This is a genomic window from Bordetella sp. H567, assembly GCF_001704295.1.
Classification (GTDB): domain Bacteria; phylum Pseudomonadota; class Gammaproteobacteria; order Burkholderiales; family Burkholderiaceae_B; genus Bordetella_C.
The window spans coordinates 4,601,638-4,624,014 of the sequence record NZ_CP012334.1; the positions used below are offsets into that span (position 1 = coordinate 4,601,638).

The window sequence follows — 22,377 nt, forward strand, 5'->3', positions numbered from 1 at the left end:
GGTCTGTACGTAGTGGCCCTGATGGGGATATCCCCAGGATGGGCAGGTTCCCGCTTCAAACCGCCACGTCGACCGAATCGGCCGCGCGCGGCCCGGCGCCGGAGCCCTGCACCAGGGCCGCTTCCGGCGGCGCGGTCACGATGCCGGTGCGGAAATCCACCGGCGGCTGCGCGCGCAGGCGATCCAGGTCCGGAAGCGGCCGGGCCAGCGCCGGATCGCGGGCCCAGGCCCACTCCAGCGATTTGCAGATTTCCAGCAGCGCCAGGTCCTGGCGGAAGCCGGCGATGACCTGCATGCCGAATGGCATGCCCGCATGATCGCGCCCGCAAGGCATGGACAGCGCGGGGTTGGTCATCAAGGTCACGACATAGGTCAGCGCCAGCCAGCGGTAATAGTTCTCCTGGGGCTTGCCGTTGATGCGGTCCAGCGCAAGCTGCGTCCACGGGAAGGGCGAGACCGGCGTGGTCGGTGCCAGGATCACGTCATAGTCCTGGTACAGCGCCTGGAAGGCCTTGAACATGCGGGTCTGGTCCAGGTGCGCCGCGGTATGGTCGGCCAGTGTCATCGCCGCGCCCATTTCGTAGTTCGCGCGAGGGTTCGGCCCCAGGTTGGCGGGGTCGGCCTCGTAGGCCTCGCGATAGCGGGCCACATAGTTGGCCGCGCGGATCACGTCAAAGCAGCGGTCCGCCGCCGCCAGGTCGGGATGCACTTCCTCGCAGCTTCTGAACAGATGGCGCATGGCGTCCATCCTGGCCAGGAACACGCGCCGGATATCGTCGTCCACGTCGCACACGCCGAAGTCCACGGTGTAGCCCACCCGCAGGCTCGCCAGGTCGCGCGGGCGCAGGCTGGCGAAAGCCGCCGCGTCGACGTCGTAGGACAGCGGATCGCAGTCCGCACGGCCGGCGATCGCCGACAGGTGCAGGCCCACGTCGTCCATCACGCGACCCATCGGCCCCACCACGGAGATCGGCGTCCAGCCGAGCGCACGCCGTTCCACCGGCACCAGCCCCGGCGACGGCCGGAAACCGATGACCCCGCACTTGGCGGCCGGGATGCGCAGGGACCCGCCCGTGTCCGAGCCGGTACAAAGCGGCAGCATATCGGTGGCCAGCGCCACGGCCGAACCGCCCGAGGAGCCGCCGCAGTTCAGCCGCGGATCGAAGGGATTACCCGTCGCGCCCCACACGGGATTGCGCGTATTCGCGCCGGCGCCCAGTTCCGGCACGTTGGTCTTGCCGACGACGATGGCGCCCGCGCGGCGCATGCGCGCCACCATCAGGTTGTCCGCCGACGGCACGTGGCCGCGGTACATGGGCGAACCGAAGGTGGTCAGCAGGCCTTCGGTTTCCTCCAGGTCCTTCACGCCCAGCGGCAAGCCGTGCAGCGCCCCCAGCGGCAAGCCGCGCAGCACCGCCGCCTCGGCCGCGCGCGCTTCCTGCCGCGCACGCTCGTAGCACGTCGCGGTAATCGCGTTCAGGTACGGGTTGAGCGCCTCGATGCGCGCCAGGCAGGCCTGCAGCAGCTCCACCGGCGAGATCGTCTTGTCGCCGATGGCGCGGCGCAAGTCCACGGTGGACCAGGAAACCAGGGAATCGGAAGAAGCCGGCATGGGAGTTTTCCGCCAGGATGAGGACGATGCCGATTCTGGAAGCGGCGTGCGCCCCTGTCCATTAGAGTTTTTCGCAGCAGACGTTCTGTAAATTCGAAGCGCCACATTGCGCGCAATCGCCGGGGCGCGATTGCGCATCGAGCCCTGCTACCTTGAATACGCCAGCGTGTCGGCCATGGGCATCCGGTAATCCGCCTCCGTCAGCTGCCGCCGCAGCTGGGCGGCCTGCGCTTCGCTCAGTTCGACCAGCGGCGGCCGCACGATGCGCCAGGCATCGTCCCCGGACTGCCACGCCACGGCCTCCTTCATCGCGGAGATCATGGGCAGCGCCTGGAAGATCCCGCGGATCTGGCGGATGCGCTCGTGCCAGGCGTCCGCCTGCGGCGTCTGCCATTCGCGATACACCCGCATGATCTCCGCCGCATTGACGTTGGCCGTGGCGGTGATGCATCCCACCGCGCCGGCACGCAGGCCGGGCAGCAGGAAGACTTCGCTGCCCGGGAAGACATCGAAGCCGTCGGCGGCGAACGCGCGCACCATGGCCTCGGTGTTCTCCCAGTCGCCGGAGCTGTCCTTGGCGCCCGCCACCTGCTTGGGATAGGCCTTGAGCAGGCGCTCGATCAGTCCCAGCGTGATGGGCACGCCGCTGACCGGCGGGATGTGATACAGGTACACCCGCAGCCGGTCGTCGCCCACGCCTTCGATCAGGTTCGCGTAGGCACGGAACAGCCCCTCGTCGCTGACGCCCTTGTAGTAGAACGGCGGCAGCACCAGCACGCCGGCGCAACCGGCCTGGACCGCGTGGCGGGTCAGCTCGATCGCGTCCGGCACCGCGCAGGCGCCGGTGCCTGGCATCATGCGGTCCGGCGGCAGGCCGGCCGCCAGCAGCGCATCCAGCAGCGCGCGCTTTTCCCCCACGGACATCGACGCGGCTTCCGAATTCGTGCCGAAGACGGCCAGCCCCACGCCTTGTTCGACCAGCGCCCGGCAGTGGCGCACCAGCCCTTGCGCGCTGGGCGTGCGGTCCGGATTGAAGGGCGTGAGAACGGGCGACAGGACGCCGCGCAGACGATGGTCATGATGGTGGGACATGGACGAACTCCTCCGGAACGAACCGGCCGTTCGACGTTCGGACGCCGGCGCGTGTATCGTTATGATGGTTGTCGGTTGCCCCGTCCATGGCATTGCCACGCACGGACGCCATACCGCACGGTAGCAGTGTGAGACCCCGGAGAACAATAGAAAAGCGGGTTCCGTTACTATCACACCGCAATATTTTTCAGCATACGCGGCGCGAACCTTCGATCGCCCATGCTGTCCCCTGCCCGGCGGCGCGCGGAACCTCCCAATGGATACCCGATACCTGCAGAGCTTCGTCACGGTGGCCGAAAGCGGCTCGTTCGCCCAGGCAGCGCGGCGGCTGGACCTGACGCCGACGGCGGTGGCCGCGCGCATCAAGGCGCTGGAAGACACCCTGGGCCTGTCGTTGATCAAGCGCGCCGGCCGCTCGGTGCGTCCCACCGAGGCCGGCATGCGTATCCTGGACCGTGCCCGCGCCCTGCTGCGCGATGCGCGCGACCTGGCGGCGCTGGCGGAAGACGAGGCCTCGTTCGGCGAGCTTCGGCTGGGGGTGTTCGTGTCCGCCATGACCAGCGTGCTGCCGCCGGTGCTCAAGCGGGTGTACGACCGTTATCCCAGCCTGTCCGTATTCGTCATGCCGGGCGCGTCGGTGGACCTGTGCCACCGCGTCGCCGCCGGCGAGCTGGATGCCGCCATCGTGGTGGAGCCGCAATTCGCCATCGGCAAGGCCGTGCGCTGGCAATCCATCATGGAAGAACCGCTGATCGTGGTTGCCCCCGCCTCCATGAAAGGCCGGGATGCGCACGAGCTGCTGCGCACCCAGCCCTTCATCCGTTATGACCGTTCCGTGCTGGGCGGACAGCTGGCGGACCGCTATCTGCGCGATCACCGCATCGTGCCGCACCAGCGCCTGGAAATGGACAGCCTGCTTGGCGTCGCGGCCCTGGTGGACCAGGGATTGGGCGTCGCCCTGCTGCCGGACTGGTCCTCGCTGTGGTCGTCCCGCTATGCCTTGACACGCGTCCCCTTGCCGGGCCGCACCCCCGTTCGCCGCGTCGGGCTGGTGTGGCAAACGCATGGCGCACGTACGGCGCTGGCCGAAACCTTGCTGGAGGATGCCCGCGCGGTGTTTCCGCGGGCCGCGGCGCGCCGTGGCGCGCGCGGGGACTGAACCCGGCGCAATCGGGCTAGCGCCGGCTTGCCTGGGCATGCGTTGTGGCCGGGGCCGGCTCGCTCAACGCATGCTCATGGCATGCTCATGGCATGCTGCCGGCTACTCACGGTTTTTTCGCGGCTTGCCCACCGCTTGCTGGTGGCTTGCCGATCGGCGTGCTCCCGTTGTCCTGGGTGCCGCGCAGGAAATCGAAATCGCAGCCTTTGTCCGCCTGTGTCACCGTGCTCAGGAACAGCTTGCGGTAGCCGCGGTCGTCGCCTTCCCGCGCGGGACGCGGCCGCCACGCGGCCTTGCGGCGCGCGAGTTCGGCGTCGTCGACCAGCAGGGAGATTTCGCGCCGCTGGACGCTCAAGCGTATGCGGTCGCCGGTGCGCACCAGGGCCAGCGGGCCGCCGATCGCGGATTCCGGCGTGACGTGCAGCACGATGGATCCGGACGCGGTGCCGCTCATGCGGCCATCGGAGATCCGCACCATGTCCTTCACGCCGGCGCGCGCCAGCTTGCGCGGAATCGGCATATAGCCGGCTTCCGGCATGCCGGGCGCGCCCACCGGGCCGATGTGCTTGAGCACCATGATGTCGTCGGCATGGATGTCCAGCTCCTCGTCGTCGACGCGCGCGGCCAGGTCCTCCAGGTCTTCGAACACCACCGCGCGGCCTTCATGTTCCATCAGCGCGGCGGTCGCCGCCGATTGCTTGATGATCGCGCCGCCGGGCGCCAGGTTGCCGCGCAGCACGGCGATGCCGCCTTGCGCATAAACGGGCTTGTCGAAGGGGCGTACGACGTCCTGCGGGAAGGCGGGTGGCGCATCGTCCAGCTCCTCGCCCAGCGTGCGGCCAGTGACCGTCAGGGCATCCAGGTGCAGCAGCGGCCGCAGTTCGCGCAGCAGCGTGCGCACGCCGCCCGCCTTGTGGAAGTCCTCCATGTAGTGCTGGCCCGACGGCTTCAGGTCCACCAGCACGGGGGTTTCCTTGCCGATGCGGTCGAAGGCTTCCATGTCCAGGGCGATGCCCAGCCGGCCCGCCACCGCGGTCAAGTGCACGATGCCGTTGGTGGACCCGCCGATCGCCAGCAGCACGCGCAGCGCGTTTTCGAAGGACTTCGCGGTCAGGATGCGGTCCGGCGTCAGCTGTCTGCCTATCATCGCCACCGCTTCGGCGCCGGTGCGTTCGGCCACGCGGATGCGGTCGGCCGTCACGGCCGGTGGCGACGCGCTACCGGGCACCGCGATGCCCAGCGCCTCCGCGATGCAGGCCATCGTACTGGCCGTGCCCATCACCGAACACGTACCGACGCTGGCGACGAGCTGGTTGTTGACGTCGGCGATTTCGGCGTCGTCGATTTCCTCCGCGCGGTATTTGCCCCAGAAACGGCGGCAGTCCGTGCAGGCGCCGACGCGTTCGCCGCGGTGCGAGCCGGTCAGCATCGAGCCGGTCACCAGCTGGATGGCCGGCACCTTGCCGCTCGCGGCGGCCATCAGTTGCGCGGGAACGGTCTTGTCGCAGCCGCCGATCAGCACCACCGCATCCATGGGTTGGGCACGGATCATCTCCTCCGTGTCCATGGACATCAGGTTGCGCAGGAACATGCTGGTGGGAGACGCGAAGCTTTCATGGACCGAGATGGTCGGGAATTCCACCGGCAGGCCGCCGGCCAGCATCACCCCGCGCTTCACGGCCTCCAGCAGCTGCGGCATATTTCCGTGGCAGGGATTGAAACCGCTGCCGGTATTGGCGATGCCCACGATGGGGCGCGACAGCGCGTCGTCGCTCAGGCCGGCGCCCTTGATGAAGGCCTTGCGCAGGAACAGCGAAAACCCGGCATCGCCGTAGCTGGTCAGGCCCTTGCGCATGCCGCTGGCCGCGGCCGCATCGGATGTAGAGGAAGACTTCGATGACATGACTATCCTTCTTTGAAACCGTCGCCCCGTGGCCGGGTACGCCGTGATGCCCCTACGCGATTCATGGCGCCGCGGCGGGGGCGAGCGCCACCGCGAAGCCGGTACTGCCATAGCGGCGCCACGACGGAATCGATCCGCCGTGACACCCGCCGCGATCATCACTGCGTCGCGGACTCAATCCACCGTGATTTTCGCGTCCTGTATCACCTGTGCCCATTGGTCCACCTCCGCCTGCAGGCGCTTGCGCGCCTCGTCCGCCGAGGCCGGCGCGACCGCGTAGGCGCCCTGCTGCAGCAGCTTTTCCTTGGTGTCCGGCATCACCAGGATTTTCGCCAATGCCGCGTTCAAGGTGTCGACCACGGGCTTGGGCGTCCTGGCCGGCACCAGCACCCCGAACATCGACGCGACATTGAAGTTGGGCAGGCCGGCCTCCGCCGCCGTTGGCGTATCGGGCAGCATGGAAATGCGCTCGGGCATCGTAACCGCAAGCGCGCGCAGCTGTCCGCTCTTGATGAAAGGCAGCGCGGCCGGCACGGTTTCCACCATCGTCAGCACCTGGCCGCCGACCAGGTCGGTCATGGCGGGTCCGCTGCCGCGATACGGCACATGCAGCATATCCACGCCGGCCTGCCGCTTGAAGAGCTCGGCCGCCATGCGCTGCGGTGCGCCGGCGCCGGACGATGCATAGGTGAGCTTGCCCGGATTGGCCTTGGCGTAGGCGATCAGTTCCTTCAGGTTGTGGACCGGCAGCGTGGGATTGACCACGAACACCAGCGGCACGGCGGCGATCGTGGCGACCGGCGTCAGGTCGCGCATCAGGTCGTACGAGATCGATTTCTTCTCCAGCGTCGACATGATGGAATGCGAGGTAATCGCCCCCATCAACAGCGTATAGCCATCGGGTTCGGCACGCGCCACCGCGTCGGCGCCCAGGTTGCCGCCCGCGCCGCCGCGGTTCTCCACGACCACCTGCTGCTTCAGCACTTCCGACAGCTTCATCGCGATCACCCGGCCCACCACGTCCGTGGCACCGCCGGGGGGATAGGGCACGACCAGCTTCAAGGCATGATCAGGAAAAGCGGCCTGTGCATGGGGCGCGTAGGAAGCCAGGACGGCCAGCGCACAGGCGGCGGCAGCCAGCAAGCGCCTGCGCGGCGCGGATTGGCGGATGGGCATGCGTTTGTCTCCATTATGTTTTTGATGGCCCGGCCACGCGGGCGGCGCCGGTCCCGGCAACCATTATTCATGGCCAGACACGCCGGAAGCCTGGGTTTTGTATGGTTCAAAGCGAAATTTTGTTCAGGTCCGCCGGGCGCCGGCGCTCGCCGCGCGGTACCGCGCGGTACCATGTCGCGCGGCCAGCAGACCGCCGCTTCGCCTTCCGCATCCGGACCCCTTGCCACGCCGCCATGAAAGACACGCCGCCGTCTTCGTCTTCGCAGCATCCCGACAACGCCGATATGCCTGTGCCCACCCCGGCGCGCCCAGGCGATGCCGGCGCCCGGCACGCAAGCGCCGGCGATGGCCGGAGCGCCCCTGCGCAGGCCGCCGAGCGTCGGCCTGGCGCCGAGGGACCCGACGCCGAGCATGCCGCCGCCTCTCCGCGGGTTCCGCTGTGGGTCCTGGCGTTGTCCACCACGCTGGGCATGCAGACCGTGGCGTCCTTCCTGGACCAGAGCCTGCCCGTGATCGCGCCCCTGCTCACGGCCGGCGCTGGCCTGTCGCCCGAACGCGTCGGCAATCTCTCTTCGCTCAATTCGCTGGGCACCGTCCTCTTCCTGCTGTTCGGCGCCCCGCTGCTGGCCCGCCTGGGCCCCGTGCGCATGCTGCAGGCCGGCGCGCTGCTGGCGGTATTCGGCCTGGGACTGGCCGCCACGGGCTACTGGCCCCTGCTGATCGTCGGCGCCATCCTCATGGGCATAGGCTACGGCCCATCCCCACCCGCCGGCAGCCGCATCCTGGCCGCCACCGCGCCGCCCCGGCATCGCACCCTGATCTTCTCCATCAAGCAAGCCGGCGCGCCCGCGGGCGCGGCCTGCGCCGGCCTGATCCTGGCGCCCGCCGCGGCGGCCTGGGGATGGGAAGGCGCCATGCTGATTTCCATGGCCATCGGCATCGCCGCCGCCTGCGTGATCGCGCCCGCGCGCGAACGCCTGGATACCGAGCGCGATCCGCAACGCGCCATACACGTGAAGGCGCTGATACACCCCCGCGCCTTCGCCACGCCCTATCGCGTACTGCGCGCGGCGCCATCCCTGCTGACGGTATCCGCCCTGGCCTTCTCCTTCGCCATCGTCCAAGGTTCGCTGTTTTCCTTTTCGGTGACCTACCTGGTCACCGCGCGCGGCATGCCCCTGGCCACGGCCGGCATCGCCTACGCCTGCATGCAGTTCGCCGGCGTCTTCGCGCGCATCTTCCTGGGCTGGCTGGCCGACCGCACCGGCCGCCCCGCCTACAACCTGACCATCCAGGCCTTCATCGCCGCCGCGCTGGTGGCGGCCTACGCCCTGCTGCCGGCATCGCCCTCCCTGACCCTGGCCGGCCTGGCCGCCGGCGCCGCCGGCTTCTTCGCCGCCAGCTGGAACGGCATCTACCTGGCCGAAATCGCCCGCCTGTCCCCACCGGAAAAAATCGTGGAGGCCACGTCCGCCTCCGTCCTGATTTCCTTCCTGGGCTATTTCGTCGGGCCTTCGCTGTTCTCGCTGCTGGTCACGCTGACCGGCGACTACCAGACTCCTTTCTTCGTCGTGGCAATCCAGCTAGCCCTGATGGCCGCCCTCCAACTCACCGTACTACGCCGCCGCGCACGAACCCACACATAAGCCCATTTCGCATACACCACCGACACAGCGACACACCGCACGCCGTCCCACCCCGCACACCCACACAGAGCCACACGGTCACACCAGTCACACCAGTCATACTGGGCACACCCGGCACACTGGGCACACCGGTCACACTGGGCACACCCGTCACACCGGCCACATCGAGCACCCTAGACACCCCAACAAAGCGTAGGCGTATTGCGGCCGCGCTGGGCGGCCGCAATACGACGGGCAACCCAAGATCTTCCGCCGTTCACCCACGCCCCCCCACGAAGTGCCAAGCACTCAACCCGTGCCAGCGGACAGTGATTAAGGCACAACGGAGTCCGTCGGGGGGGATGCCTGTCGGGGCCGGCCCGTTGAGTCCGAGCGAGCGGGCGCCGAAGGGAGCCGAGGCGCGGACACCATCAAGAAAAAACACCACCCCCAACGCCCGGCGGACGAGGACAGCGATGCGGTGTCCGGCCCCCGCGGGCCGGACCGGACGATCGGGCCGGCCCCGACAGGCATCCCCCCCGACGGACGGCCCGAGCAAAACGGACGACCCTAGCAAAAGGGACGACCCAAGCAAAACGGACGACCCAAGCAAAACGGACGACCCAAGCAAAACGTACCGCCCAAGCAAAACGGACAGGCCCAAGCAAGCGCCCCCCATCCGCAAATACCTAAACCTGCTCCACCGGCACCGACAAAAAATTCCGCAACTCCACCGTCCGAGGCCGATCGAAAATCTCCTCCGGCCCCCCCTCCTCATGCACGCGGCCTTGATGCATGAAAATCACCCGATCGCTGACCTTCCGCGCAAACCCCATCTCGTGCGTGACGATAATCAACGTACACCCCTCGCGCGCCAGTTTCTCGATCACCTGCAGCACCTCACCCACCAGCTCGGGATCCAACGCCGACGTCATCTCATCGCACAGCACCACTTCCGGGTTCATCGCCAACGCCCGCGCGATGGCCACACGCTGCTGCTGCCCGCCTGAAAGCTGATGCGGCGCGCTGTCGAAGCGCCCCGCCAACCCCACCCGGTCCAGCAGCGACTCCGCCAATTTGCGCGCATCCGCCTGCGGCAGCTTGCGCACCAACCGCGGCGCCAGCATGATGTTCTCGCCCGCGCTCATCGTCGGGAAAAGATTGAACTGCTGGAACACCATCCCGACGCTCTGCCGCAACTCCCGCATCGCATGCGCGTCGCCGTGCTTCAGCGCGCGCCCGCCCACCGCAAGGCTGCCGGCATCGAAGCGCTCGAGTCCGTTGATACACCGCAGCAGCGTACTCTTGCCCGAACCGCTACGCCCGATGATGGACACGACCTCGCTGCGCTGCACGCACAAGTCTATGCCCTTCAGGACTTCGTTGTCGCCGAAGCATTTGCGCAGCCCCTTGATTTCCACCAGGCAGCCCTCGCGGTCGCGGCCCATATCGTTGCCAGGCATGCCGGCCTCCCTTTTCAGTATTGGATGCGCGTTCGTCTTTCCAGACGCCGCCCCAGCAGCGAACACGGAAAGCAGATCGCGAAATAGATCAGCGACACCAGCCCATACACCACGAAAGGCTCGTACGTCACATTGGCGATCATCTGGCCGGCGCGAGTCAGCTCCACGAATCCCACTACCGACGCCAGCGACGTATTCTTGATGATCTGCACCAGCAAGCCCACCGTGGGCGGAACCGCCATGCGGAAAGTCTGGGGGAAAATCACGTGCACCAGCTGCTCGCGCAGGTTCAGCGCCAGGCTGGCCGATGCCTCCCACTGTCCCGGCGGAATCGACCGCACGCAGCCGTACCATGTCTCGGTCAGATACGCGCAGGCATAGAAGATCAGGCACACCGTCGCGGCCGACAGCGGCGTGGTCTCCACGCCCACCAGTGCCAGCCCGAAATACGTCAGGAACAGCTGCATCAGCAGCGGCGTGCCCTGGAACAGCTGCACATACCAGCCCACCGCGCGGCCCAGCGTCGCGGGTTTCCACAGCCGCAGCACCAGCATCGCCACGGCCAGCAGCGAACCGCCCACGAACGCGATCGCGGACAGCGCCAGCGTCCAGGGTAGCGCCAACAGCAGATTGCGGATGATGTCCCAGCCCGAGAACGCGTTCATCGCCGGTTCCTCATCAAGACGATCGCCGCGGCGCTCATTTGAGCGCGCCCACGGGCAGGCGCCCGAAGATCCAGCGCGGGCCCAGCCACGCCAGCAGCGCGCGCAACGCGATGGCCAGGCCCAGATAGACCGCGGTCACCACGATGTACGACTCGAAATTTCGGAAGGTCTTGCCCGCGATGAAATTCGCCACATAGGACAGCTCCGCCGTCGATATCTGGCTGCACAGCGCGGAGGCCAGCATCATGATCACCAATTGGCTGGTCAGCCCGGGCCAGATACGCGCCAACGCAGGCGGCACCACCACGCGCGTGAAGATCTGCCAGCGGCTCAAGGCCAGGGATTCGGCGGCCTCGATCTGGCCGCGCGGCGTGGCTTCCAGGCCGGCGCGCACGATCTCGCAGGCGTAGGCGCCCAGGTTCAAGGTCAGCGACAGCAGCGCCGCGCTGGTGCTTCCCAGCTTCAGGCCCACCGACGGCAGGCCGAAGAAAATGAAGAATATCTGCGCCAGGAACGGCGTATTGCGGAAGAACTCCACGTAACAGGCCACGATGGACCGCGTGACCGGCCCGCCGTGCAAGCGCGCCCCCGCGCAGGCGATCCCCAGCAGCGTGCCCAGCGTGCACGACACCAACGTCAGGAATACGGTAAAGGCCAGCCCATCCAGGAACATGGGCCAGGCGGCCAGCACATCGGAAAATTGCAGCATCGATATCGCCCTTTGTCGGCTCAGGCAGGCAGCGCGCCAGCGGCGCCGCGCAGCAGGGTGCGCAGCGGGGTTCTTCCATCCATGGCTTGCAGGTTCACCAGCAGCGCGGCCGCGCGGGACGCACCCAGCACCGGGTCCGCGCAGTCGCGGAATTTGCCGCCCAGTTCGGTATCGGAAAGCGCATCGCTCGCGCCGCCCCGCGCCACGGCGCGAAACCGCTCCAGCGTGCGCCCATCGCGCAGGCGCACGCGCACCGCGGCGCCTTCGGGCGCCCGCTCGCGCAGACGGGCGTCCCGCCACCGCTCCCCGCTGTACTGCCTGACCCGCGCCATCAATGTCAGCAACGCCGGATCCGCCAGCACCTCGGCGCACAGATGGCGCAATTGCACCGCGCCGTGGAGCAAGGTCACCGCGATCGCGAAGGGCATGCTGAACTGCGCTTCGCGCGGCGACCCGGGTACCTCGTACTTCAGGTTCGCCAGGACGATGGGGGGCACATCGCAAACGATCTCCTCGATGTCCTGCGCGGCCACGCCGTGTTCGGCCACCAGTTCCGCCACCGCGTCCGCGGCGGCGTGCGAGGACAGGCAGACGGGAATGCGCTTGACGTCCACGCCCGGCTGCTCCAGGTACCATTGCCGACCCAGCACGCCAATGCGGTCGTCGTCGAGGATGCCCTCGTTGAACAGGGCGGCCAGGCCGTTATCGCCTTCCAGCGCGCGGTCCGGACCGGATGCGCCGTGGGCGGCCAGCAGCGCGCCCGCCACGCCAGCCCTGGCCGCGTGGCCGGCGCCCAGCGGCTTCGCATCCGAGCCGAAGCAGGCCTTCATGCCGCCGGCGCTGGCCACCGCCAGGCCCAGGGCCGCGCGGGTACGCGCTTCGTCCAGCTTCAACAGCCAGGCCGCCGCCATGCTGGCCCCGATCGGCCCCAGCACGCCCGTCGTCCACCAGCCGCGTTCGTACAACCGTGAACGCGTGGCGGCGCCCACCGCGTATTCGCACTCGGCGCCCGCCACGTAGGCGCTGACGGCGTCCGCGCCGGTCGCGCCCTGGCGTTCGCCCACGGCAAGCAAGGCCGGCACGATGACGGCCGAGCCGTGCACGAAGCCCGCGTAGCAGTTGTCGTCGAAATCCTGGGCGTGCGCCGCCGTGCCGTTGGCGAAGGCCGCCCCACAGGCATCGTAGCGGCGGCTGGCGCCCAGCGCGGTACAAGGCCCATCCGGCGCCGCTTCATCGACCAGGGCGCGGGCGTGCCGCGCCGCCGCCGTGGCCGAGCCCGCCAGCGCCACGCCCACCGTATCGATCAGGCAGCCGCGCGCGCGGGCGCGCACGGACGGTGGCATCGCATCGGCCCGCAGCGACGCCACCCAGCGCGCGATGCGCGCACTTGCATCGTCTTCACGTTGCATCACGTGTTCCCCTTGTGCATCCTGCAGGGCCGGCACGCCTTCTGGGAGGCGGGTCGCCGGCCGGCATCAATCCGGCAGATCGCCCGCGGGCGCGCCCAGCCACTTGCGCGACAGCTTGTCGATGGTGCCGTCCTGCCTGGCCTGGCGAATAATGGCATTCACCTTGTCCAGCAGCTGCGTTTCGCCTTTGCCGACCCCGACATAACAGGGAGCGTTGGCCAGCACGACCTTCAGCTCCAGGTCGGCGGACGGGTTCTTCTGCTGGATCGCGGACGCGACCGCGGTACCGCTGGCGAACAGCTGCGTCTGTCCCGACAGGAAAGCCGCGATGGTGCTGTTGTTGTCCTCGAAGCGCTTGACCTCGGCGCCCGGCGCCAGCCGCTGCAATTCCTCGTCCTGCATCGAGCCGCGCGTCACCGAGATGACCTTGCCCTTCAGGTCTTCATAGCTGCTGGCCTTCAGTCCCTTCGCGCCGAACACCGCGTCGAAGAAAGGCGAATAGGCGATGCTGAAATCGATCACCTTGGCGCGTTCCGCCGTCTTGCCCAGCGAGGAAATCGTCAGGTCGGTTTTCTTGGTTTGCAGGTAGGCGACGCGGTTGGGCGCCGTGACGGGCACCAGTTCCAGCTTCACGCCCAGTTTTTCGGCGATCAGGCGCGCCATATCGATATCCATGCCCTGCGGCTGCATATCGTTGCCCACGAAGCCGAAGGGAGGATAGTCGGTGGGCACGGCCACGCGTATCGACTTGCGCGCCATGATGGTGGACAGGGCATCCTGGGCGGACGCGGGCAGCGCCGACAGCGACGCGGCGAAGCCGATGACGGCCATGGCGAAGAGTTTGAGTTTCATACCGCTTCCTTACGAAGAAATCTGCCGGAGCAGGAGAAAAATCACTTCAACAAAAAGGTCTGTATGGACTCGCACGGGAATACCAGCAAAACACACCCGCGTCGCTCCGCCTGCTCCCAGCGGCATCGAACCCTTGTGGCCGCGGCCGCGGGGCCGAAGCCCGCGGCCCCGGAGGCTGCGTTGTTATGTTCTTCGCGGACAGCGTGCCGGCAAGCCGGCATCGCACTTATCGAATTACCAGGCCGGAAAGTCAATCGGGGATAACCGCGGTGGCGTCCACCTCCACCATGTACTCGGGGCGCGCGAAGGCGCTTACCACGATGCCCGTGGAGACGGGAAACACCCCTTTCAGCCAACGCCCCACCACGCGATAGACATCCTCGCGATAGCGCGGGTCCGAGATATAGATCGTCAGCTTGCAGATGTGGTCCAGCGCGCTGCCGGCCTCCTTGAGCAGCATGTCGATATTCTTCATCGCCTGCTCCGTCTGGCCCGCTACGTCCCCGATGCATACCGATTCGGAGGTATCCAGGTCCTGGCCGATCTGTCCGCGCAGGAAAACGAAGGTGCCGCGCGCGACCACCGCCTGGCAGAGATCGTTGTCCAGCTTCTGTTCCGGATACGTGGCGCGGGTATTGAATTTACGGATGCGTGTGTGTGCCATGGTGTCGCTTCTCACTTGCGGTCGAAATAGCCGGCGCGGATGGAGGCGCCGATCAGGTTGACGATCAGCCGACCGGCGGTCACGCAGGTCAGCATGGCGGCGTTGTCCTTGGACGGCTGGATTTCCACGATGTCCATGCCGACGACGCGGCCCTTCTTCACCAGGCCGTGTATCAGCTTGCGCGCCTGCACGAAGGTCACGCCGCCGGGCGCGGGCCCGTCGACAGCGGGCATGACGGCCGCGTCCATGCCGTCGGCATCGATGCTCAGGTAATAGTTGCCGCCGTCGGGAATGCGGTCCAGCACCGCCTGCATGCCGACGTCGTGCAATTCGTAGGCCGTGATCAGGTCCGCGCCATAGCGGCGCGCCGCCTCGTAGTCGGCGGGCCGGCCGCTGCCCTGGGCGCGCAGGCCGATCTGCACGATGTGCTTCACATAGGGCAGCTCCGACGCGCGGCGGATAGGGCTGGACAACCCGTCGCGCACGCCGTTGACCTCCTCGCGCCAGTCCAGGTGGGCATCGACGTGGACCAGGGTGATGGGACCATGCTGGTCGTAGCCGCGCAGCACCGGCGTGGTGATGCCATGATCGCCGCCCAGCACGATAGGCAGCCCGCCGCCCTGCAGGATGTGGCGCACCGCCAGCTCGCAGCGCCGGTAGTGGTCACCGGGCTTGGTCAGGTCGGGCAGCACGTCGCCGCAATCGACGAAGCGGATGTCCGTGCGGCCTTGCAGCAGCGGCCCGTCGATGTCGAAGTCGTAGTGCTCGGGCGCCCGCACCAGGCGGTCGGTCAAGTCGCGTATCGTCTGCGGCGCGCGAGTCTGGTCGTTGGTAAAGGAATGCGGGCCGTAGGCCGATCCGAAGGGCATGCCCAGTATGGCGATATCGGCGCGCAGGTTTTCCAGATCGGTGACCAGCTCGGAATACAGCAGGCTCTTGTGACCGGTACGCGGCGGGACAGTAAGGGTTTCCATGTAGTCGACACCTTCATGGCAGGAAAGGGAAGTGACAGCCTTGGGTCGTGGCGCGCCCAGGCGGCACCGGGAATGACGAGGAACACTTTACGAGTGCCGGGTATTGGTAAAAAATGATTTTTTTGTCGGGATAGTCTCGGAATGCGATACCTTTCGCATTCGGGAAAGGTTCCCGCTTTTCGGGGCATTGCCATGGCCAGACCGGATTTCGACGAGCGCGACCTGCGTTCGCTACGGGTGTTCTGCAGCGCCGCACAGGCCGGGGGCTTCGCCGCCGCCGAAAAGCAGCTGCACATGACCAAGGCATCCATCAGCCGCCATGTGCGCGAGGTCGAGGAACGCCTGGGCGTGACCCTCTGCGAACGCGGGCCCGGCGGCTTCAAGCTGACGCCGGAAGGCGTGGTGGCGCTGAACCTCGCCTCCAGCGCGCTGCGCGCCCTTTCGCGCATCCGGCCGGAAATCGATGCGGCGCATGGCGTGCTGTCCGGCCCCCTGACCATAGGCATCGGCGAACACACGCTGACGCATCCGCAGTGCAAACTACCGGAAGCGCTGGCCCGCCTGCGCCAGGACGCGCCGAACGTCCAGCCCGAGATCATCGTCATGGCGTTCACGGAATTGAACCAGGCGCTGCGCGAACAGCGCGTGGACATCGCCATCCGGGGCCGCTACCGCGACGATCCCGAGTTCAACTACCTGCCGCTCTACACCGAAACCCATCGTGTCTACGTGTCGGGCCGCATCGCCGACCGCAAGGCGGGACGCGGCCTGCCCTTGGTCTATCGCGCCCATCCCTACGTCGAACAGGCATTGCGCTCGGGCCGCTACACGCGCGGGCCGGATGCCGGCGGCCTGGATTCCGTGGGCGCGCTGGTCGCCACCGGGTATTACCAGGGCATCCTGCCCACCCATTACGGCCAGCTGCTGGAAAAGCGCTTCGCGTTGAAACTGCAGCGCGGCAGTCCGGTCTTCCAGCACGCCGGCTGCGCCATAACGGAAGCCGCGCGGCCGCTCAGCCACCGCGCCGAGTTGTTCCTGGGGATCCTGCGCGAACTGCACGACTTCCGGGCGCCGGCGTAGCCAGTCATATCGAGGGGGAACGCGCGCCTCGGCCACCGTTTACGAAGCGAAACAGTGCGCGCGTCGGATAAACGACGGCGTGTCGCGGTACACGCGCCGAGTCGGCGATAATCTGACATCCCCGCGCCTGCGCCCTCGCGGCGTCCGCGCCACCTCTATCGCCTTTCCTCCCATGCCCCGTTCCCGCTTCGACCTGCGAGGGCACGTCTTCAGGGACGCCCTAGCATTCACCTTTCGCCACTGGCGCCAGCAGCCCCGCCATGTCGCGCTGACCGCCCTGTTGATGCTGTCCTCGGCCGTGGCCGACGTCGTCACGCCCATGTATGCCGGCCGCCTCATCGACGCGGTGACCTCCGGCACGGCGGCCGAGCCGGCCACCTGGCATGCCGCCCTGGCGGCATTCGGCATCCTGATCGCGCTGGGCCTGGCCAGCCTGGTCCTGCGACAGTTCGCCTTCGCCGTCATTTCCGCGATGACGCTGACGATGATGAGCCGCATCTGCGCCGAGGCCTTCCACCGCGTGCAGCGCTTTTCCAGCGATTGGCATGCCAACACGTTCGCGGGTTCCACGGTGCGCAAGATCACGCGCGGCATCTGGGCGCTGGACCTGCTGAACGACACCCTGCTGCTGGCGCTGTTGCCGACGCTGATCATGCTGGCGGGAGCCGCGGCGCTGCTGGGCGCGCATTGGCCCGTGATGGGCGTCGTCGTGGGCGCCAGCGCGCTCATTTACCTGGTGGCGATCGTGATGCTGTCACTGGGCTTCGTGGCGCCCGCCGCGCGCCTGGGCAACGCCTGGGACACCCGGCTGGGCGGCGCGCTGGCCGATGCCATCAGCTGCAACGCCGTCGTCAAGGCCTTCGGTGCCGAAACACGCGAAGAGGCCCGCCTGCAGCGCGTGATCGGCAAATGGCGCGCGCGCACCTATCGCGGCTGGATCCGCGGCACGGTGAACGGCAGCGCGCAGGGCGTCATGCTGGTTTTGATGCGGCTGGCCATCGTCGGCGTCGCCCTGCTGCTGTGGGCCAGCCAGCGCGCAAGCGCCGGCGACATCGCCTTCGTGCTGACGATGTTCTTCATCCTGCAAGGCTATATGCGCGAACTGGGCACGCATGTGCGCAACCTTCAGCGCTCGGTCAACGACATGGAGGAACTGGTCGGCCTGGAACGCCAGCCCCTGGGAATCGCGGACCGCCCCGGCGCGATACCTATCGCCATTAGCGCCGGCGAGATCCGCTTCGATCACGTGACCTTCCTGTACGGCGGCCACACCACGCCGCTGTACAAGGACTTCTCCGTGCGCATCGCCCCGGGCGAACGCGTCGGCCTGGTCGGCCATTCCGGTTCGGGCAAGACCACCTTCGTCAAGCTGATCCAGCGCATGCACGACGTCAACAAGGGCGCCATCCTGATCGACGGCCAGGATATCGCCACCGTCCAGCAGGCATCCCTGCGCCAGCAGATCGCGATCGTGCAGCAGGAGCCCATCCTGTTCCACCGCACCCTGGCGGAAAACATCGCTTACGGCCGCCCCGGCGCGACGCAGGCGCAGATCGAAGCCGCCGCGGGGCTGGCCAACGCGCACGATTTCATCGCGACGCTGCCGCGCGGCTATGAGACCCTGGTCGGCGAACGCGGCATCAAGCTGTCCGGCGGCGAGCGCCAGCGGGTGGCGATCGCGCGCGCCTTCCTGGCGGACGCGCCCATCCTGATCCTGGACGAAGCGACGTCCAGCCTGGACAGCGAAAGCGAAATGCTCATACAGCAGGCGATGGAGCGGCTGATGGTGGGCCGCACCACGCTGGTGGTGGCGCACCGCCTGTCCACCGTGCGGTCGCTGGACCGCCTGATCGTCATGGAAAAAGGCCGCATCATCGAGGAAGGCAGCCACGACGCGCTGGTCTCGCGCCCCGATGGCGTCTATCGCCGCCTGTACCAACGGCAGGCATTGTCCCTGACCAGTCCCATGCCCGAGGAAGCCGCCATGGGGGCGTCCGGTACCGCCTAGGGCGCTGGCATGCCGCGTGCTAGGAGGCCGCCGCCACCCACCGTACGACGGACGGCGGCGGTTGGCGTATCCCGATAGGATGCGGTGAGGCCGAGCCGGCCGCCCATCGCCTACTGGAGCGAGCATGCCCGACCCCGACAGCGATTTACCGCACGGCGCGCTGGAGTTTCCCACCTTCACCATCGAAAGCTACAGCGTGGCGCTGCGGGACGAGAACGGCTTCGTCGGCGACAACGCCAGCCGGCCCGCCTTCCAGGCCATCCTGCAAGCCTGGCGCGTCCTGTTCGCAAGGCTGCACGGCGAGGATCCCCTGGGCAGCAAGCCCACCGAGGAAATCCCGAAGAAGAAGCTGGACGAACTCATGTCGCGCGAAGACGCCGCGGCCGCGGCGATACACGGCGCGCTGGAGGACTACGCGGAGCAACTTGCCCGGGTGATACGCCGCTTCCTGAACCAGAAGTCGTGGAAGGGTGTGCAGCGGGTCATCATCGGCGGCGGATTGAAACAGAGCGAGATCGGCGCCCGGGCGATCGAAGCCGTGGCGAAACGCCTGTTCCATGAAGATGTGCACGTGCAGCTGCGGCTGCTGCATCACCATGCCGATGAGGGCGGGTTGATCGGCTGGCTGCACCTGATGCCGGCCGAGCTGGCCCAGCGCTACCGCGCGATGCTGGCCGTCGATATCGGCGGCACCAACATCCGCTGCGGCATCGTACGGCTGCCCAAGGACCGCGACCCTCGCAAGGCCAAGGTGGTCATCTCGGAAAAATGGAGCCATGCGCGCGACGAGAACACGACGCGCAAGGAGCACGTGGTCCAGGGCATCGCCGATATGCTGATCGAGCAAATCGAATACGCCAGGAAGAAAGACATCAAGCTGGCGCCGTGGATAGGCGTGGCTTGCCCGGGCCGGATCCGCCAGGATGGATCGATCAGCCGCGGCACCCAGAACCTGCCCGGCGACTGGGCGCATCGCGGCTTCCATCTTCCGGCGGCGCTGTGCAAGCGGTTGCCGCCGATCGACGGCCAGGAAACGAAGGTGGTGCTGCACAACGACGCCGTGGTGCAGGGCTTGTCCGAACTTCCCTACCTTGACGAGGTGCGGCGCTGGGCCGTGCTGACGGTAGGAACCGGGGTGGGCAACGCCTGCTACACCATGCGGCGCAAGCCCGGCGAGGACGCCGGCGACAGCGGCAAGACGGCGAGCACGGAGACGGCACGCAAGCCGGACACGGCCAACGAGACGAAGGCCGCTCGCAAGGCAAGCGCGGCCGGCAAGGCAAGCGCGGCCCGCAAGGCAAGCGCAGCCCGCAAGCCTAGTGCGGCCCGCAAGACTAATGCAGCCGGCAAGACCAGTGCGGCCAAAAGGACAAGCGCAGTGCGCAAGACAGGCACAGCCGCCAAGACTGGCGGGACCGGAAAGGCCAGCGCTGCCGCCAGGACAAGCGCGACCGGCAAGACCAGCGCAGCCGGCAAGGCAACCTCCACCGCCAAGACACGCGCAGCCGGCAAGGCAACCTCCACCGCCAAGACACGCGCAGCCCGCAAATAGCAGCCCGCGCCGGCCGCCGTCAACAGCGCCGGCCTGCCATCAATGCGCGGGCCTGGCCGACGCCGCCAGGGTCAACTGGTCGGCCCGGCCTTCATAGCTGATATCGCCGCGGAACGCCCACGTGCTGCTTTCGAAGTGCAGCGGAATACTGGGCAGCTGGTCCAGCGCGCGCCGCACGGCCTCTTGCAGCAGTTTTTCGCGCTGCGCCGGGTCGACCGTCGTGATCGCCTGCCTGAACACCTTGTCGAACTCGGGGTCTGAAAAGCCGCCGTAGTTGCTGGTACCCAGCCCGCGGTCCTTGTCCAGCGAGGTCACCCAGTAGGTCAGGAAGGACGAAGCCTCGCCCGTATCCGAGCCCCATCCCCCCATCGCGAAACTGAATTCCCGCTTGGCGCGCTGCGGGAAGAACACCGACCGCGTCATGGCGTTGACGTTCGTCTTGATGCCGATCCGCGAGAGATACTGCGCCACTGCCTGTGCCACCGCCGCATCGTTGATGTAGCGGTCGTTGGTGGCCGCCAGGGTGATCGAGAAGCCGTCGGGATAACCGGCTTCCGCCAGCAGCTTCTTCGCCCCCGCCGGGTCGTACTTCAACTCGGGAGCATGCGGCAATGCCCCGAACATGCCGTCGGGCAGGAACTGGTTGGCCGGCGTGGCCGCGCCGTCCATGATGCGCTGCGTAATGGCCTTGCGGTCGATCGCCATGGAGATCGCGCGGCGCACGCGCAGATCCTGCAAGGGGTTCTTCCCGTCCGGCGACTGCACCTGCGGGCTGGGATTGCGCCCGACGTCCATTTGCAGGAACAGTACGCGCACCGACGGCGTGATGACGTACTTGAACTTCTTGTCGCCATCCAGCCGCTTCAGGTCGCGCGCAGCGGGGTTTTCGATCAGGTCGAAGTCGCCGGCCAGCAATCCCGTCATGCGCGGACCGGCGCTGGGCACCGGCGTCAACCTGACTTCCTTCCACGCGGGTTTCTTGCCCCAATAGCCTTCGTTGCGTTCCAGCGTAATCCCGGTGCCGCGCACGAAAGACTTCAAGGCATAGGGACCGGTGCCGATGGCGTTCTTGCCGGAATTGAAGTCTTCCATCTTGGGCCACGGCCCCGTCACGCCGCATTTGTGCTCCGGATCGAAGCGGATCTGGTCGTGCTGCGCGATGCCGCTCCACAGGATCCACATGCGGGTCAGCTCGTTGGCCAGCAAGGGATAGGGTGCCTTGGTGGTGATGACCAGGGTCGATCCGTCCTTGACGTCCATTTTGTCGATCTTGAGCGCGATGTTGGCATAGGAGCCGGCGATCGCCTGCGGGTTGTTCAGCACGCGGCAGAACGTGAAGATGACATCTTCGGGCGTAAAAGGCGCCCCGTTGGAAAACTTCACGCCCTGGCGCAGCGTGAATTCCCAGGTCGTATCGTTGACCGGCTTCCACGCGGTGGCAAGACCGGGGATGAGCTTCATGCCGGCGTCGGCCGCCACCAGTGTGTCGAACACGTGCGCCGACAAGGCGTCGTTGGGCGTGGCCTGGTGGTAGTGCGGGTCCATCGACGTGGGCTCGGACGCCAGGCCGACGCGCAGCGCCTGGCCGTGGGCCGCGCCGGCGGCCAGCGCGAACAAGGTGGCGAAAGCGGCGATTGCAATGCGTGCGGTCATCGGGTCCCCTCGGTACGTGCCCTTGCTTGGGCTGTTGTATCGCGGGGAGCGAAACGCCAGGCGCACCGCCGAAGCCCGCCGGACACGGGCACCGACGCCCGTGGCCGGCCATTCTATCAACGCCGCAGGGCCACGCCGATGGCGAAGTACCAGGGATTACCCGTGCGACGCGGCCCGATTGGTGTTGCCCGGCGTGGCGCTATCGAAGTCCTCCGCCGGGGCACCATCCCTGGCTATCGGCGGGCGCGCTGGTCGATGCTGTACCCGCCTGCACCGTTCAGGACAAGCTGCAACATGCCGCCGGCGATGGCCAGGTTCTTCAGGAAGTGCATCTGCTGGCCGGGGTCGCCCAGGGCGCTGTGGAAGATCAGCGCGGTCACCACCGTGAATATGCCCATGATGGCCGCGACGAGGCGGGTGCGGTAACCGACGATCAGCAAGACGCCGCCGCCGATTTCGATCAACAGCGCAACCGCGTAGCTGAGCGTCGGCACCGGCAAGCCGGCCGACGCGATATAGCCGATCGTGCCGGCCGGCGCGGCCAGCTTGCCGAGGCCAGCGATCACGAACAGGGCCGCCAGCAAGACGCGGCTGATCAGGGATGCGGCCCCGCTGCTCTGGGCGGCGGGGATCGCGGAATTACCGTACGTGGACTGGGCGGTCTGGGTGGTTTGAGTGGTCATGTAGGTCTCCCCTCTGGGAAAGTTAACGATGGGCGCAGATTAAGGGTTGCCCTATCCCACGGGAAGACTATATATTTCGATCTTATCCATCCAAAAAA

The 22,377-nt window shown here is 67.4% G+C and carries 18 protein-coding genes; 5 read left to right on the forward strand and 13 right to left on the reverse strand.

All coding sequences use genetic code 11. The features are described 5' to 3' along the window. Positions 1-55: 55 nt before the first annotated feature. Both AKI39_RS20610 and AKI39_RS20615 read right to left on the reverse strand, forming a co-directional pair. Positions 56-1,612 (reverse strand): amidase, encoded by a 1,557-nt coding sequence (locus AKI39_RS20610; protein WP_066640343.1) that lies wholly within the window; start codon positions 1,610-1,612, stop codon positions 56-58. A gap of 147 nt (positions 1,613-1,759) precedes the next feature. Next, a complete protein-coding gene (locus AKI39_RS20615; protein ID WP_066640353.1) occupies positions 1,760-2,704 on the reverse strand; it encodes a dihydrodipicolinate synthase family protein in 945 nt (314 codons plus the stop codon). Between the two features lie 256 nt (positions 2,705-2,960). Here AKI39_RS20615 and AKI39_RS20620 point away from each other — a divergent pair, with 256 nt between their 5' ends. Next, positions 2,961-3,863, forward strand: coding sequence for a LysR family transcriptional regulator (locus AKI39_RS20620; protein ID WP_066640355.1), 903 nt, complete (start codon positions 2,961-2,963; stop codon positions 3,861-3,863). Positions 3,864-3,969: 106 nt separating this feature from the next. On the opposite strand, the gene AKI39_RS20625 is transcribed toward AKI39_RS20620, so the two are convergent. Both AKI39_RS20625 and AKI39_RS20630 read right to left on the reverse strand, forming a co-directional pair. Next, complete coding sequence (locus tag AKI39_RS20625; protein ID WP_066640357.1) at positions 3,970-5,766, reverse strand: IlvD/Edd family dehydratase; 1,797 nt, start codon at positions 5,764-5,766, stop codon at positions 3,970-3,972. Positions 5,767-5,940: 174 nt separating this feature from the next. Continuing rightward, positions 5,941-6,942 (reverse strand): Bug family tripartite tricarboxylate transporter substrate binding protein, encoded by a 1,002-nt coding sequence (locus tag AKI39_RS20630; RefSeq protein WP_066640363.1) that lies wholly within the window; start codon positions 6,940-6,942, stop codon positions 5,941-5,943. 233 nt (positions 6,943-7,175) lie between these two features. Here AKI39_RS20630 and AKI39_RS20635 point away from each other — a divergent pair, with 233 nt between their 5' ends. Beyond that, positions 7,176-8,588 (forward strand): MFS transporter, encoded by a 1,413-nt coding sequence (locus AKI39_RS20635; RefSeq protein ID WP_158515197.1) that lies wholly within the window; start codon positions 7,176-7,178, stop codon positions 8,586-8,588. Between the two features lie 668 nt (positions 8,589-9,256). Here AKI39_RS20635 and AKI39_RS20640 read toward each other — a convergent pair. The 7 genes from AKI39_RS20640 to AKI39_RS20670 form a co-directional block, all read right to left on the reverse strand. Next, positions 9,257-10,030 carry an amino acid ABC transporter ATP-binding protein gene (locus AKI39_RS20640; protein WP_083228961.1) on the reverse strand — a complete coding sequence of 258 codons (774 nt, stop codon included), beginning with the start codon at positions 10,028-10,030 and terminating at the stop codon, positions 9,257-9,259. A 14-nt stretch (positions 10,031-10,044) separates the two neighbouring features. Then, entirely contained in the window at positions 10,045-10,695 is a 651-nt protein-coding gene (locus AKI39_RS20645) for an amino acid ABC transporter permease (RefSeq protein ID WP_066640367.1), read from the reverse strand. A 34-nt stretch (positions 10,696-10,729) separates the two neighbouring features. Beyond that, positions 10,730-11,404, reverse strand: coding sequence for an amino acid ABC transporter permease (locus AKI39_RS20650; RefSeq protein WP_201258522.1), 675 nt, complete (start codon positions 11,402-11,404; stop codon positions 10,730-10,732). A 20-nt stretch (positions 11,405-11,424) separates the two neighbouring features. After that, positions 11,425-12,813 (reverse strand): MmgE/PrpD family protein, encoded by a 1,389-nt coding sequence (locus tag AKI39_RS20655; protein ID WP_066640369.1) that lies wholly within the window; start codon positions 12,811-12,813, stop codon positions 11,425-11,427. Positions 12,814-12,879: 66 nt separating this feature from the next. Then, positions 12,880-13,665: a transporter substrate-binding domain-containing protein gene (locus tag AKI39_RS20660; protein WP_066640372.1), complete on the reverse strand. Its 786-nt coding sequence runs from the start codon at positions 13,663-13,665 to the stop codon at positions 12,880-12,882. Between the two features lie 250 nt (positions 13,666-13,915). Then, positions 13,916-14,329, reverse strand: a complete 414-nt coding sequence (locus tag AKI39_RS20665) for a RidA family protein (RefSeq protein ID WP_066640377.1) — start codon at positions 14,327-14,329, stop codon at positions 13,916-13,918. A gap of 11 nt (positions 14,330-14,340) precedes the next feature. Continuing rightward, positions 14,341-15,303 (reverse strand): agmatinase, encoded by a 963-nt coding sequence (locus AKI39_RS20670; protein ID WP_066640380.1) that lies wholly within the window; start codon positions 15,301-15,303, stop codon positions 14,341-14,343. A 192-nt stretch (positions 15,304-15,495) separates the two neighbouring features. Here AKI39_RS20670 and AKI39_RS20675 point away from each other — a divergent pair, with 192 nt between their 5' ends. From AKI39_RS20675 to AKI39_RS20685, 3 genes are all read left to right on the forward strand, one after another. Then, positions 15,496-16,383 (forward strand): LysR family transcriptional regulator, encoded by an 888-nt coding sequence (locus AKI39_RS20675; protein ID WP_066640382.1) that lies wholly within the window; start codon positions 15,496-15,498, stop codon positions 16,381-16,383. Positions 16,384-16,555: 172 nt separating this feature from the next. Then, the gene (locus tag AKI39_RS20680; RefSeq protein WP_066640385.1) at positions 16,556-18,391 is read left to right on the forward strand and encodes an ABC transporter ATP-binding protein; all 1,836 of its coding nucleotides are present in this window, start codon (positions 16,556-16,558) and stop codon (positions 18,389-18,391) included. Positions 18,392-18,515: 124 nt separating this feature from the next. Continuing rightward, positions 18,516-19,943: an ROK family protein gene (locus tag AKI39_RS20685; RefSeq protein WP_066640388.1), complete on the forward strand. Its 1,428-nt coding sequence runs from the start codon at positions 18,516-18,518 to the stop codon at positions 19,941-19,943. 39 nt (positions 19,944-19,982) lie between these two features. Here the strand turns inward: AKI39_RS20685 and AKI39_RS20690 are convergent, their stop codons facing one another. Next, positions 19,983-21,596 (reverse strand): ABC transporter substrate-binding protein, encoded by a 1,614-nt coding sequence (locus AKI39_RS20690; protein ID WP_066640396.1) that lies wholly within the window; start codon positions 21,594-21,596, stop codon positions 19,983-19,985. Positions 21,597-21,829: 233 nt separating this feature from the next. Next, positions 21,830-22,279 carry a DoxX family protein gene (locus AKI39_RS20695; RefSeq protein WP_066640399.1) on the reverse strand — a complete coding sequence of 150 codons (450 nt, stop codon included), beginning with the start codon at positions 22,277-22,279 and terminating at the stop codon, positions 21,830-21,832. Positions 22,280-22,377 lie beyond the last annotated feature (98 nt).